The organism is Pseudomonas sp. FP2254 (assembly GCF_030687695.1).
Classification (GTDB): Bacteria; Pseudomonadota; Gammaproteobacteria; order Pseudomonadales; family Pseudomonadaceae; genus Aquipseudomonas; species Aquipseudomonas quebecensis.
Genome location: NZ_CP117444.1, coordinates 4,467,677 through 4,480,325, shown reverse-complemented (window position 1 = coordinate 4,480,325; position 12,649 = coordinate 4,467,677). Strand labels below are relative to the sequence as shown.

Sequence of the window (12,649 nt, the reverse complement as noted above, 5' to 3'; positions counted from 1 at the left end):
GTTGTCCCTCGGAACTCGCATAACTAACCTCCCCCAGTCGCTGCCAATTCAGCGACCGGGACTGCAAGCCCGCCGAAACCTCACCAGTCAGTCATAAGCGCCTTTATAATCGCGGCGCTTTTTCATGGTCGCCATTTATGGCGGCTGTGTGCGGGAGACCTTCGGGTCTACCGAGGTTTTCTGGTGACTCGGTCTTGCAGGCCCGCACACGGCTGCCACCCATCATCTGCAAGTGATGCTGGTAGCTCTTACTTCACACCAGAGGTTTACCATGATCAAAGACAGTCCAAATCCCCCAACTGACTCTCTACCCACCGACCAGCTTTTCAGCGTACGGCTCAGTCTCGATAGCGAAACTTTACTCGCCAATGCCGCCCAGGATATTGCTTCGGTACAGGCGCTGACGGGGCACTTGGCTTTTGAAGTCGACGGCACGCAGCGAAATGTCGTGCTGTGCATTCACCGGATGTTGGAAGGAATCCAGTTAATGGTGGACCGCATGCTGGATTTGAATGAGGTGCCCGAACTCAAATCATCAGGCGCCCGTTAAGCCCATTCGCGAGCAAGCCCGCTCCCACATTTTGAGCTGTTAATACAGTCGAAATGTAGGAGTGGGCTTGCTCGCGAAGAGGCCTTTTCAACGATGAAGCTTTAAGCCCCCGTCCTGATCTGCTGAGCACCGACCAACCGCTCCAACGCCTCGCCCAATCCCGGTGCCTTGTCACCCATCAACAGGTGCCAAACCCCGTTTTCCAGTCGGCTGACACCCTGGCAACCCAGGGCAGTGAGATCAGCTTCGGACAACACCGAATCATCCCTCAGCGCCACCCGCAATCGCGTCATCGCCACGGCTTCCAACTGCCGCACATTCTCTCGGCCACCCAGGGCGCTCAGCCACTTTTCGGCTTCCTGCACATCCACCGTCAGCGGTTTATCCACAGGTGCCGCCGCTGCCGGCGTGCTGCCAACAAAGGACGGCATAGCGAGGCGAATTTCATCGGCGATGCTGTCGGCCATCGGCCCGACCACGACCTGCAAACTCCCACCATTGCCGGGCCGCACCACGGCCATGGCGCCCAGCGCTTTGAGGTCGGCATCCACCGCCTTGTTACGGTCGACCATGTCCAGGCGCAGGCGCGTGGTGCAGGCGCCGACGCTCAGCAGGTTGTCCGCGCCGCCCAATGCGCGGATGTACGCCGTGGCGCGTTGGTTGTCGCTCATCGTTTCAGCCTGCGCCACCTGGATATCTTCACGGCCCGGCGTCTTCAGGTTGAAGCGGCGAATGCAATAGCTGAATACCGAGTAGTAGATCGCCGCATAGGCCAGCCCCACCGGCACCACCAGCCAGCCGTTGGTGGACTTGCCCCAGCCCAGCACCATGTCGATAAAGCCACCGGAGAAGGTAAAGCCCAGGTGGATGTTCAGCATGTTGGTGATCGCCATCGACAGGCCGGTCAGCACGGCATGGATCAGGTACAAAAACGGCGCCAGAAACATAAAGGCGAATTCGATCGGCTCGGTCACGCCGGTCAAAAATGAGGTCAGCGCCATCGACAGGAAAATCCCGCCCATCACCTTGCGCCGCTCCGGCAAGGCGTTGCGGTACATCGCCAGGCACGCGGCGGGCAGGCCGAACAGCATCACCGGGAACATGCCGGTCATGAACTGGCCGCCCTTGGGGTCGCCGGCAAAATAGCGGGTCAGGTCGCCCGTCACCACCGCGCCGGTGGCCGGGTCGGTAAAGCTGCCGAACACGAACCAGGCCATATTGTTGAGGATGTGGTGCAGGCCGGTGACGATCAGCAGGCGGTTGAACACACCGAACACAAATGCGCCGAGGCTGCCGCTTTCCATCAGCAGCACCCCGAAGCTGTTGATGCCGTGCTGGATCGGCGGCCAGATCAGGCCGAACACCACGCCCAGGCCCACGGCCGAAAACCCGGTGACGATGGGTACAAACCGTCGCCCGCCGAAGAACGCCAGGTATTCCGGCAACTTGATGTCCTTGAAGCGGTTGTACAACGCGCCGGCCATCAAGCCGCTGGCGATACCCGCAAGCATGCCCATATTGATGGTGCTGTCCATCACCTTGAGGGTGGAGATCATCACCAGATAACCGATGGCCCCGGCCAATCCGGCGGTGCCGTTGTTGTCGCGGGCAAAGCCCACGGCGATGCCGATGGCGAAGATCAGCGCCAGGTTGGCGAAGATCGCCTGGCCGGCGTCGTGCATCACCGCGATGTTCAGCAGGTCGGTGTCGCCCAGGCGCAGCAAGAGGCCGGCGATCGGCAGGATTGCGATCGGCAGCATCAGTGCCCGGCCCAGGCGTTGCAGGCCTTCAATGAAGTATTGATACATGGCGTGTCTCCTTTTTTCTTGTTGTTGTCAGCTCAGCGGCCAGTGGTGTTGACAGGCGTGGCGAACGGCTTTGGCGCTGCTCAGGTCGAGCAGCTCTTGGCTCAATTGCCGGCATTGCGCCGCGTCCAAGTGGCGGACGCGGTCCTTGATTTCGCCGATCTGCAGCGGGCTCACCGACAGCTCGCGTACGCCCAGGCCAACCAGTACCGGCGTGGCCAGAGGATCGGAGGCGAGGGCACCGCACACACCGACCCAACGCCCATGCTGGGCGGCGCCGGCGCAGGTCTGGGCGATCAGCCGCAGCAGTGCCGGGTGCAAGGCATCCACCCGCGCGGCGAGGCCGGCGTGGTCGCGGTCCATGGCCAGGGTGTACTGGGACAGGTCATTGGTGCCGATCGAGAGGAAATCCGCATGCTCGGCCAGTTGCTCGGCCATCAGCGCGGCGGCGGGCACTTCGATCATCACCCCGAGTTCAGGGCGCTGGGTCAGTTCCAGCTCCGCGCACAGCTCATCCAGGCGCTGGCGGACCTGCAGCAGCTCGTCCACCTCACTGACCATCGGCAACAGGATCCGACAACGCGCCAACGGGCGCACTTGCAGCAGCGCACGCAGTTGCTGGTCGAGCAGTTCCGGCCGTACCTGGGCCATGCGAATGCCGCGCAGGCCCAGCACCGGGTTGGCCTCGACGGGCAGTGGCAGGTAGTCGAGCTGCTTGTCGCCACCCACGTCGATGGTGCGGATGATCACCGACTTGTCGCCCATGGCATCCAATACCGCTTGATAGGCTTGGCGCTGCTCCTGTTCATCCGGCGCGGTGCGGCGGTCGACGAACAGGAACTCGGTGCGCAGCAGGCCGACGCCATCGGCACCGTTTTCAAACGCCACCTGGGTTTCGGCACTGGAGGCCACATTGGCGGCCACCTCAATGCTCGCATCGTCGAGGGTGCGCGCGGGCTGTCGAGCCTGGGCCTGTTGCTGTTGACGCCGCAGTTGCTGCGCGTCGCGAATCTGGTGCACTTGGGCGTGGCGCGCCTCGCTGGGCGCCAGTTCCAGGCGGCCGTTGGCGGCGTCGAGCACCACGCGCTGGCCCTGGGGCACGTCGAGCACGTCGGCGCCCAGCGCGACCACACAGGGAAGGCCTTTAGCGCGCGCCAGGATCGCGACATGGGACGTGGCCCCGCCTACTGCCATGCAGATGCCCGCCGCTTGCTGCGCGCTCAGTTGCAACAGGTCCGAAGGCGTCAACTCGTGCGCGCTGACAATCGAACCGGCCGGCAATTCGACGTGCCAGGCCTCGCCCAGCAATGCGCGCAGCACGCGTTGCTGCAGGTCGCGCAGGTCGTTGGCACGTTCGGCAAACAAGGGTTTACCCAATGCGAGCAACACCGTGCATTGGGCCTGGATGGCATCGCGCCAGGCATGAGTGGCGGCGCTGCCGTGTTCGATGGCGGCGGTGGCGGCTTCGACCAGGGCAGGGTCTTCCAGCAGGGCGAGGTGGGCGGCGAAGATCTCTTCTTCCTCGACATGCTGGCGCTGGCGAGCGTGGTCCAGGGTGGCGCGGATTTCACTGCGCACTTGCTCCAGGGCGGTGTCCAGGCGTTGCCGTTGGTCGTCGACCACGTGTGTGCCGATATCCGCCGGCAGTTCGATGCCGGCGAGGCGGAACAACGGCCCGCACACCAGGCCGGGCGCCGCGCACACGCCCTGCAGCACGTTGGCTTCGTTGCTGGCCCGGCGTGGTGGCGCCGCTACAGGTGCGACGTGTTGTGCTGTGACCGGAACTGACAAGGCGGCAATCAATGCCTGCAACGCCGCTTCGCCGTCCGTACCACGGCAGCTGACCCGCACTTCATCACCCTCGCCGATCCCCAAGCCCATCAAGCCAACCAGGCTGTCGCACGGCGCCGATTTATCGCCGTAATGCAAGCGTGCCTGGCTGCTGAAACCCAGTGCGGTTTTGCGGATCAGCGCCGCAGGGCGCGCATGCAGACCGCCCCGATGGGTGATACGCACGCTGGCGCTGGCTTCAGCGCTCACGTTATCCACAGCGGTTTCGTCGCCGACGGTCGAGCGAGCGAGTACCCGCATCAGCGGCTCGCCGACCTTGACCGTTTTACGCGCCAGAGGCTGCAGCTCGAACTGTTCGCCATTGGTCAGGATGATCAGGCTGACCAAACTTTTGCACCGGCGCGCAAGGCGATCCAGATCAAACTGCACCAGCGCCTGGCCGTTTGTCACTCGCGCGCCGTCCTTGACCAGCAACGCAAAGCCTTCGCCGTTCAGTTCCACGGTATCGATGCCCACATGCATGAGCAGTTCGGCACCGTTGTCGGCGCGGATCGTCAGCGCGTGGCCGGTGCGCGCGACATGAATGATCACCCCGTCACAGGGGGCATGCAGGCAGTCGTTCAACGGGTCGATGGCAATGCCGTCGCCCATGGCGTGGCTCGCGAACACCTCGTCGGGGACCTGGCCCAGGGTCAGCACGGGGCCGCTCAGGGGCGCGCTGAGTGTGAGTTCTTTATTGTTGTTGGACATGGGCACGGTACTCATCAGGAAAACACGGCAATCGACTCAGTGAGTGCGAGTGACTTTGCTCAGGTGGCGCGGCTGGTCCGGGTCCATGCCGCGCGCCACGGCCAGGCCGGCGGCCATCACGTAGAAGCTCTGGATCGCCAGGATCGGGTCCAGGCTCGGGTGTTCGGCGCGGCTCAGGGTCAGGTCGCGTTCGGCGATATCGTCCGGCGCGGCCAGCAATACACGGGCGCCGCGTTGGCGCATGTCGGCGGCCAGCGTCAGCAGGCCGGCCTGTTCGGCGCCGCGCGGGGCGAACACCAGCAATGGGTAATTTTCGTCGATCAGCGCCATCGGCCCGTGGCGCACTTCGGCGCTGCTGAAGGCTTCGGCCTGGATTGCCGAGGTTTCCTTGAGTTTGAGCGCGGCTTCCTGGGCGACGGCAAAACCGGCGCCACGGCCGATCACCATCAAGCGCTGACTGTCGCGCAGGGCCTCGACGGCTTGGTGCCAATCCTGTCCGGCGGCGTCGCGCAGGCCCTCAGGCAGCGCCTGGCAGGCTTGCAACAAGTCTGCTTCCTGGTTCCAGTGCCCCACCAATAGGGCGCTGGCACTGAGTGTGGCGATAAAACTTTTGGTGGCGGCCACGCTCAGCTCCGGCCCGGCGCACAGCGGTACGTGGCATTCGCACGCGGCTTGCAGCGGTGACGCTTCAGCGTTGACCAACGAGATGCTCAACGCACCGCGCTTGCGCAGCAGGCGCAGGCTGTCCACCAGGTCCGGACTTTGGCCGGACTGCGAGAACCCGAACGCTACCTGGCCGCTGACCTTCAACGGCGCTTGCAGCAACGTGACCACCGACATCGGTAACGACGCCACCGGAATCCCCACATGCTGCATGGCCAGGTAGGCGAAGTAGCTGGCGGCGTGGTCCGAACTGCCACGGGCGATGGTCATCGCCACCTGCGGCGGCTGGCGGCGCAAGCGGCCGGCGATTTCATCCAGCGGCGGGCCCAGGCGTTGCAGTTGCGCGGCGACCGCGTCAGCGGAGGCGAGGGCCTCTTCAAGCATTTTTGAAGTCAACGGTGTCTCCTTCGACCATTACGTCAGTGAGGTGCAGGGAGCGGTCCAGGCGCACGCAGTCGGCATAGCTGCCGGGTTGCAGGCGGCCGCGTTCTTCCAGGCCCAGGTAGTCCGCCGGAAATTGCGACAGGCGTTGAGAGGCTTCGCTGATGGGCAGGCCGATCTTCACCAGGTTGCGCAGCGCCTGGTCCATGGTCAGCGTGCTGCCCGCCAGGGTGCCGTCGGCCAGGCGCACGCCGCCCAGGCATTTGGTCACGGTGTGGCTGCCCAGCTTGTATTCGCCGTCGGGCATGCCGGCGGCGGCGGTTGAGTCGGTGACGCAGTACAGGCATGGGATCGAGCGCAACGCCACGCGGATGGCGCCTGGGTGCACATGAAGCAGGTCCGGGATCAGCTCGGCGTACTTGGCATGGGCCAGTGCGGCGCCGACGATCCCGGGCTCGCGGTGATGCAGCGGGCTCATGGCGTTGTACAAGTGGGTGAAACTGGTGGCACCGGCGGCGAGGGCGGCGACGCCTTCTTCATAGCTGCCCAGGGTATGACCGATCTGCATGCGTACGCCGCGTTCGCTGAGGGCGCGGATCAACGCATCGTGGCCGGCGATTTCCGGTGCGATGGTGATCACTCGGATCGGCGCCAGGCGCAGATAGGCCTCGACTTCCTCCATCAAGGCGGTGTGGGCGAAATTAGGTTGGGCGCCGAGTTTTCCCGGATTGATGTAGGGACCTTCCAGGTGCACGCCGAGTACACGGGCGCAGCCGGCGGGGCGCTGCTCGCAGAAAGTGCCGAGCTGGCCCAGTACGCGGGAGATCTCGTCCACCGGCGCGGTCATGGTGGTGGCCAGCAGCGACGTGGTGCCGAAGCGCACATGGGTGCGGGTGATCGTCTGGAAGGCGGAGGTGCCTTGCATGATGTCCTTGCCGCCACCGCCGTGCACATGCAGGTCGATAAAGCCCGGTAGCAGGTAGGGCAAATCGTTGTCGGCCGGGTCGCAGGGCGTGCCTTCAATGGCGGTCACCTTGCCATGTGCATGCGCCAGGCGGCCACGAATCCAACCGTCGGGCGTGAGGATATTGTCTTCGGGCATGGCAGTTCTCTAAGGCCGCAGCTCGGCGGCAAAGTCGTATCTGCGCAGCTCCGCTACGAAGTCGTAGTAGTCGTTGCGGCAGTAGGTGTCGGTGATTTCTATCGGTGTGTTGTCGGCGGTGTAACCCACGCGGGTCATCAGCAACATGGCGGTGCCTGGAGCGATGCCCACCAGCGCGGCGAATTCGTCCGAGGCGTTGATCGCCTGAATGTGCTGCAGCGCGCGCATGATGGGTTTGCCGATGCTTTCCAGGTACTCGTAGAGCGAGTTGCCGATGGCTTGCGGCTGTGGAAGAACCGAGGCAGGCATTGTGGTCATTTCAATTGCCATCACCGTGTCGTCAGCCTTGCGCAGCCGCTTGAGGCGCGCCACTTTGTCGGTGGGCGACAAGGCCAGGCGGATCAGCTCTTCGTGGGTTGGCTGGGTGATGTCGCGCTCCAGCCATTGGGAGCTGGGCACAAAGCCCTTGAGACGCAACATCTCGCTGAACCCCGAGAGGCGCGACAGCGGCTGTTCCAGGCGTGGCGTGATAAAGGTCCCGGAGCCTTGGCTGCGGCGGATCAGGCCTTGGGCAAACAGCACCTCGAGTGCCTTGCGGGCCGTGACCCGCGAGATGTTCAACTGCTCACTGAGTGCCCGTTCCGAGGGCAACGCCTGTTCGGATTTCCACTCGCCGGCATGGATCGCGGCTTCCAGCTTATGCGCCAATTGCAGATACAGCGGTGTGGATTGTTTGTCGTCGGGGCGCAGGGCCAGGATGAGATTCATCTGTCAGGTTTCCGATGCGTTATTGGAGTGTTGTCGCCCGGTAGTGGCCGAAAACTAATACCACTTAAATACCATGTCAATGCCGCCAGAACAGTGCGTACAGGGCTTTTAGGGCTCTATTCAGGTGCCTGGTTTGAAGTGGTATTAGAGAGGTCTTCAGCGCGTGCATAACGGCGTAGCCCGCGCGGTGAACTGGTATTCACCGGCGGGCATTGTCGGGGGAGGTTTTTTTTTCGAATTATTTTACGAGTGGTCGACGATTACGGCCGGATCTCGATCAGCGTGCCATCCTTGACCAGGTTCCAGACTTCGCGCATGTCCACATTGCGCATACCGATGCAGCCGTCGGTCCAGTCCAGGGTGTGGAACCACTGTTCCGGGTAGTCCTCGGTGTCGGGGGTGCCGTGGATCATGATCATGCTGCCGGGCTTGACGCCTTCGCGGCGTGCGCGTGCGGCATCGCTGATATTAGGGTAGGAGATGTGCATGGCCAGGTTGAAGCGCTCACTGGTCTTGCGCCAGTCGATCCAATACAGGCCTTCGGGTGTGCGGCGATCGCCTTCGATCAGCTTGGGGCCTTTGGGGTTTTTGCCCAGGGAGATGCGATAGGTCTTGAGCGGCTTGCCGTCGTTGATCAGCTGCAACTGATGGGCGGACTTGAGTACCAGGACTTTCTCGACCGGCTTGCCGCCCAGGGTTTCCAGGGTGGAGGCTGACGACAACGCGGCGAACGACAGGCAGAGCAAAGCAAGCAACCAACGCATTGAAACGATTTCCCTTTGAAGGCCGTCTGCCGGTTTGTTATTGGGCGGGCTTGGCGAGTGGCGGCACCGATTCGCTGCGTACCGGGTAGGCCTGTTGCCTGCGGTCAGCGAAGAAGCATTCTAAGGTACGCCCGACCGTGCGGAAAGCCAGCTCGGACCAAGGGATGTCGGCTTCGGCGAACAGCTTCACTTCCAGGCTCTCGGCACCTGCGGCGAAGTCGAGGTCGATCAGCTCGGCGCGGTAGAAAATATGCACCTGGCTGATGTGCGGCACGTTGATCAACGTGTAGAGGCTCAAGTTGCGCACGCGGGCACAGGCTTCTTCCAGGGTTTCGCGCATGGCGGCCTGTTCCACCGTTTCGCCGTTTTCCATGAAGCCGGCCGGCAGGGTCCAGTAACCCAGGCGCGGCTCGATGGCGCGGCGGCACAACAGCACGTGGTCGCCCCACACCGGCACGGTGCCGGCGACGATATTGGGGTTCTGATAATGAATGGTCGAGCAGTGATCGCACACATAGCGAAGGCGCGCGTCGCCATCGGGAATGCGTTGGGTCACCGGTTTACCGCACTGGCTGCAGAATTTCATGCTGGGGTTCCTGGAGAGTGCGTCCATCTTGGCTTGGGGCCAGGCGTTCCTGCAAGTTGTCGTTTAGCGACACCGCTCCGGTTTGGGCTTGGGCGCCCGCGCGCTTTGGTGCATGATGCCAGGTAGCCAACAGATCGAGATGACTCATGCTGGACGAGCTACTTCGCCGGGTAAGCAATCACACGCCGCATACGCTGGAGACTGACGGGCGTTTCCCTGAAGCGGCGGTGCTGGTGCCGATCACCCGCAGTGACGAACCTGAGCTGATCCTGACCCTGCGCGCCAGCGGCCTGTCGACCCACGGTGGCGAAGTGGCCTTTCCCGGTGGGCGCCGTGACCCCGAAGACCCGGACCTGATCTTCACCGCCCTGCGCGAAGCTGAGGAAGAAATCGGCCTGGCACCGGGCCTGGTGGAAATTATCGGCCCCCTGAGTCCACTGATCTCACTGCATGGCATTCGTGTCACGCCTTATGTCGGTGTCATCCCCGACTACGTCGAGTACCTGGCCAACGATGCCGAGATTGCCGCTGTCTTCAGCGTACCCTTGGATTTTTTCCGACAGGACCCGCGCGAACATACCCACAGGATCGACTACCAAGGCCGTAGTTGGTATGTGCCCAGCTATCGTTATGGCGAGTACAAAATCTGGGGGTTGACGGCAATCATGATCGTCGAGCTGATCAACGTGCTCTATGACGACGCGCAGATCAGCCTGCACAATCCACCCAAGAGCTTTATTAATCGCTAAGCCATCGAACGAATGGCCCGCCGTGAGGAATAACCATGAAATACCGCCTGGGCGACGCCCACGTCGAGACGCATCCCAGCAGTTGGGTCGCGCCCAATGCCACGCTGGTGGGCAAGGTCAAGCTGGAGGAGGGCGCCAACGTCTGGTTCAACGCGGTATTGCGCGGCGACAACGAACTGATCCTGATCGGCAGGAACAGCAACGTGCAGGACGGCAGCGTGATGCACACCGACATGGGCTACCCGCTGACCCTGGGTACCGGCGTGACCATCGGCCATAACGCGATGTTGCATGGCTGCACCGTTGGCGATTACAGCCTGATCGGCATCAATGCCGTGGTGCTCAACGGTGCGAAGATCGGCAAGCATTGCATTATCGGCGCCAATTCGCTGATTGGCGAAGGCAAGGAGATCCCCGATGGTTCACTGGTGATGGGCTCGCCGGGCAAAGTGGTGCGTGAATTGACCGAGGCGCAGAAGAGGATGCTCGAGGCCAGTGCCGCGCACTATGTACACAATTCGCAGCGTTATGCCCGTGATCTGGCTGAGCAGGAAGAATGAGTGCAGTTGAACGACCTGTTGCATCGCCCTGCGTGAGCATTTGCGCGCTGGATGATGATGACATCTGTACCGGCTGCCAGCGCACCGTGGATGAAATCACACGCTGGAGTCGCATGGATAATGCCGAGCGTCGGGTAGTGTTGGGGTTGTGCCATGAGCGGGCCTTGGCGAGTGGGTGGGTGTTTATGGCTTCTGGTAAATCCGGCGCCTGAACCATTGCCCCCGATAAGGCCCCCCAGACGACATATTTCTTAATGTGAAGTACCCTGTGCCCCTTATACACAGGGCCCATCCCGCCATGCTCTTCCTGATCGCCTACATCAGCAGCGTCGTGCTGATCAACTTCGCCTTCTCCACCGCCCCGCACCTGGATGTGATCTGGTCCGCCTGGGGTGGCCTGGTGTTTATCCTGCGCGACATGGTGCAAACCCGCTTCGGCCACGGTGCGATCATTGCCATGCTGGCGGCGCTGGTGCTGTCGTATATCACCTCCGACCCGTCCATCGCCCTGGCCAGCGCCACGGCGTTCGCGGTGTCCGAGTGCATCGACTGGCTGGTGTTCAGCATCACCAAGCGCCCGTTGCACGACCGCCTGTGGATAAGTTCGGCGCTGAGCATTCCCCTCGATACGTTTATCTTCTTCGGCCTGATCGGCGCGCTGACCCCGATGGTGGCAGGCACCGCGCTCGTGTCGAAATTCGCCGGGGTCACGGCGGTGTGGCTGATCATGGCCTGGCGCCTGCGCAAACGGGCTGTCGCCAACTGAGGCCAATTTTTACAGTTCATGTAAAATGCCGGCCTTTCTCCCCATGATCCGCTCCCCTGAGGACCTGAGATGACCCGAATCGGAACTCCATTGTCGCCGACCGCGACCCGCGTTTTGCTGTGTGGCTGCGGTGAGCTGGGCAAGGAAGTGGTAATCGAACTGCAACGCCTGGGCGTTGAAGTGATTGCCGTGGATCGTTACGCCAATGCGCCGGCCATGCAGGTGGCCCATCGCAGCCACGTGATCAACATGCTCGACGGCGCCGCCCTGCGTGCGGTGATCGAAGCGGAAAAGCCGCACTTCATCGTGCCGGAAATCGAAGCCATCGCCACCGCCACCCTGGTGGAACTGGAGGCCGAAGGCTTCACCGTGATCCCGACCGCGCGCGCCACGTCGCTGACCATGAACCGTGAAGGCATCCGTCGCCTGGCCGCGGAAGAACTGGACCTGCCGACCTCGCCGTACCACTTCGCCGACACCTTCGAAGACTACAGCAAGGCCGTCCATGACCTGGGCTTCCCGTGCGTGGTCAAGCCGGTGATGAGTTCGTCGGGCAAGGGCCAGAGCCTGCTGCGCAGCGCCGACGACGTGCAGAAGGCCTGGGACTACGCTCAGGAGGGCGGGCGTGCCGGCAAGGGCCGGGTGATCATTGAGGGCTTTATCGATTTCGACTATGAAATCACCCTGCTGACCGTGCGCCACATCGGCGGCACCACGTTCTGCGCGCCGGTCGGCCATCGCCAGGAAAAGGGCGACTATCAGGAATCCTGGCAGCCACAGGCCATGAGCCCGATTGCCCTGGCCGAATCCGAGCGCGTGGCCAAGGCCGTGACCGAGGCCTTGGGCGGGCGTGGCCTGTTCGGCGTGGAGCTGTTCATCAAAGGCGATCAGGTGTGGTTCAGCGAAGTGTCGCCGCGCCCGCATGACACCGGCCTGGTGACCCTGATTTCCCAGGACCTGTCGCAGTTCGCCCTGCATGCACGCGCGATTCTCGGGCTGCCGATCCCGCTGATCCGCCAGTTCGGGCCTTCGGCGTCGGCGGTGATCCTGGTGGAAGGGCAGTCGACCCAGACCGCGTTCGCCAACCTCGGCGCCGCGTTGAGCGAGCCGGACACGGCGTTGCGTCTGTTTGGTAAGCCTGAAGTGAACGGCCAGCGCCGCATGGGCGTGGCGTTGGCGCGGGATGAGTCGATTGAAGCGGCTCGGGCCAAGGCTACCCGTGCTTCTAAAGCGGTTGTCGTAGAGCTCTAAAAGCATCGGGGGCAAGCCCCCTCCCACATTTGACTGTATTCACAAATCAAAGTGGGAGGGGGCTTGCCCCCGATAGCGGTCCATCACGCCACCCTGACGCAGATCGTTCCCACGCTCTGCGTGGGAATGCCTCTTGTGACGCTCTGCGTCACGCTGAGACGCG

At 62.9% G+C, this 12,649-nt stretch carries 13 protein-coding genes; 6 read left to right on the top strand and 7 right to left on the bottom strand.

The features are described 5' to 3' along the window. Nucleotides 1-271 precede the first annotated feature (271 nt). On the top strand, nucleotides 272-550 hold the full coding sequence (locus PSH94_RS20640; protein WP_266246622.1) for a DUF6124 family protein: 279 nt from the start codon (nucleotides 272-274) through the stop codon (nucleotides 548-550). Nucleotides 551-651: 101 nt separating this feature from the next. Here PSH94_RS20640 and nagE read toward each other — a convergent pair whose 3' ends face one another. The 7 genes from nagE to PSH94_RS20605 all read right to left on the bottom strand — a co-directional run bounded on the left by nagE (nucleotide 652) and on the right by PSH94_RS20605 (nucleotide 9,160). After that, a complete protein-coding gene (gene nagE / locus PSH94_RS20635) occupies nucleotides 652-2,358 on the bottom strand; it encodes an N-acetylglucosamine-specific PTS transporter subunit IIBC (RefSeq protein ID WP_305435643.1) in 1,707 nt (568 codons plus the stop codon). Between the two features lie 27 nt (nucleotides 2,359-2,385). Continuing rightward, nucleotides 2,386-4,896, bottom strand: a complete 2,511-nt coding sequence (ptsP, locus tag PSH94_RS20630) for a phosphoenolpyruvate--protein phosphotransferase (protein ID WP_305435642.1) — start codon at nucleotides 4,894-4,896, stop codon at nucleotides 2,386-2,388. A gap of 36 nt (nucleotides 4,897-4,932) precedes the next feature. Then, nucleotides 4,933-5,955, bottom strand: coding sequence for an SIS domain-containing protein (locus PSH94_RS20625; protein WP_305435641.1), 1,023 nt, complete (start codon nucleotides 5,953-5,955; stop codon nucleotides 4,933-4,935). Next, nucleotides 5,936-7,042, bottom strand: coding sequence for an N-acetylglucosamine-6-phosphate deacetylase (gene nagA / locus PSH94_RS20620; protein ID WP_305435640.1), 1,107 nt, complete (start codon nucleotides 7,040-7,042; stop codon nucleotides 5,936-5,938). Before nagA ends, PSH94_RS20625 begins: the two co-directional genes overlap by 20 nt. A gap of 9 nt (nucleotides 7,043-7,051) precedes the next feature. Beyond that, nucleotides 7,052-7,810 carry a GntR family transcriptional regulator gene (locus tag PSH94_RS20615; protein WP_305435639.1) on the bottom strand — a complete coding sequence of 253 codons (759 nt, stop codon included), beginning with the start codon at nucleotides 7,808-7,810 and terminating at the stop codon, nucleotides 7,052-7,054. Between the two features lie 260 nt (nucleotides 7,811-8,070). Beyond that, complete coding sequence (locus PSH94_RS20610) at nucleotides 8,071-8,574, bottom strand: murein L,D-transpeptidase family protein (RefSeq protein WP_181078890.1); 504 nt, start codon at nucleotides 8,572-8,574, stop codon at nucleotides 8,071-8,073. 37 nt (nucleotides 8,575-8,611) lie between these two features. Then, nucleotides 8,612-9,160 carry an NUDIX hydrolase gene (locus PSH94_RS20605; protein ID WP_181078891.1) on the bottom strand — a complete coding sequence of 183 codons (549 nt, stop codon included), beginning with the start codon at nucleotides 9,158-9,160 and terminating at the stop codon, nucleotides 8,612-8,614. 146 nt (nucleotides 9,161-9,306) lie between these two features. On the opposite strand from PSH94_RS20605, the gene PSH94_RS20600 reads away from it, so the two are divergent. The 5 genes from PSH94_RS20600 to purT all read left to right on the top strand — a co-directional run bounded on the left by PSH94_RS20600 (nucleotide 9,307) and on the right by purT (nucleotide 12,486). Continuing rightward, nucleotides 9,307-9,909 carry a CoA pyrophosphatase gene (locus PSH94_RS20600; protein WP_181078893.1) on the top strand — a complete coding sequence of 201 codons (603 nt, stop codon included), beginning with the start codon at nucleotides 9,307-9,309 and terminating at the stop codon, nucleotides 9,907-9,909. 35 nt (nucleotides 9,910-9,944) lie between these two features. Next, nucleotides 9,945-10,469, top strand: coding sequence for a gamma carbonic anhydrase family protein (locus tag PSH94_RS20595; RefSeq protein ID WP_266246616.1), 525 nt, complete (start codon nucleotides 9,945-9,947; stop codon nucleotides 10,467-10,469). Further along, nucleotides 10,466-10,681: a DUF1289 domain-containing protein gene (locus PSH94_RS20590; RefSeq protein ID WP_181078897.1), complete on the top strand. Its 216-nt coding sequence runs from the start codon at nucleotides 10,466-10,468 to the stop codon at nucleotides 10,679-10,681. Before PSH94_RS20595 ends, PSH94_RS20590 begins: the two co-directional genes overlap by 4 nt. 86 nt (nucleotides 10,682-10,767) lie before the next feature. After that, nucleotides 10,768-11,235: a VUT family protein gene (locus PSH94_RS20585; RefSeq protein ID WP_181078899.1), complete on the top strand. Its 468-nt coding sequence runs from the start codon at nucleotides 10,768-10,770 to the stop codon at nucleotides 11,233-11,235. Between the two features lie 69 nt (nucleotides 11,236-11,304). Further along, nucleotides 11,305-12,486, top strand: a complete 1,182-nt coding sequence (purT, locus tag PSH94_RS20580) for a formate-dependent phosphoribosylglycinamide formyltransferase (protein ID WP_181078901.1) — start codon at nucleotides 11,305-11,307, stop codon at nucleotides 12,484-12,486. The last annotated feature ends 163 nt before the right edge of the window (nucleotides 12,487-12,649 follow it).

Excerpts from the sequence above, each read along its gene's own strand:
- nagA (WP_305435640.1), bottom strand. The coding sequence starts at position 7,042 with ATGCCCGAAGACAATATCCTCACGCCCGACGGTTGGATTCGTGGCCGC.
- nagE (WP_305435643.1), bottom strand. The coding sequence starts at position 2,358 with ATGTATCAATACTTCATTGAAGGCCTGCAACGCCTGGGCCGGGCACTG.
- PSH94_RS20585 (WP_181078899.1), top strand. The coding sequence starts at position 10,768 with ATGCTCTTCCTGATCGCCTACATCAGCAGCGTCGTGCTGATCAACTTC.
- PSH94_RS20640 (WP_266246622.1), top strand. The coding sequence starts at position 272 with ATGATCAAAGACAGTCCAAATCCCCCAACTGACTCTCTACCCACCGAC.
- PSH94_RS20590 (WP_181078897.1), top strand. The coding sequence starts at position 10,466 with ATGAGTGCAGTTGAACGACCTGTTGCATCGCCCTGCGTGAGCATTTGC.
- PSH94_RS20595 (WP_266246616.1), top strand. The coding sequence starts at position 9,945 with ATGAAATACCGCCTGGGCGACGCCCACGTCGAGACGCATCCCAGCAGT.
- PSH94_RS20600 (WP_181078893.1), top strand. The coding sequence starts at position 9,307 with ATGCTGGACGAGCTACTTCGCCGGGTAAGCAATCACACGCCGCATACG.
- PSH94_RS20610 (WP_181078890.1), bottom strand. The coding sequence starts at position 8,574 with ATGCGTTGGTTGCTTGCTTTGCTCTGCCTGTCGTTCGCCGCGTTGTCG.
- PSH94_RS20605 (WP_181078891.1), bottom strand. The coding sequence starts at position 9,160 with ATGAAATTCTGCAGCCAGTGCGGTAAACCGGTGACCCAACGCATTCCC.
- purT (WP_181078901.1), top strand. The coding sequence starts at position 11,305 with ATGACCCGAATCGGAACTCCATTGTCGCCGACCGCGACCCGCGTTTTG.
- ptsP (WP_305435642.1), bottom strand. The coding sequence starts at position 4,896 with ATGTCCAACAACAATAAAGAACTCACACTCAGCGCGCCCCTGAGCGGC.
- PSH94_RS20615 (WP_305435639.1), bottom strand. The coding sequence starts at position 7,810 with ATGAATCTCATCCTGGCCCTGCGCCCCGACGACAAACAATCCACACCG.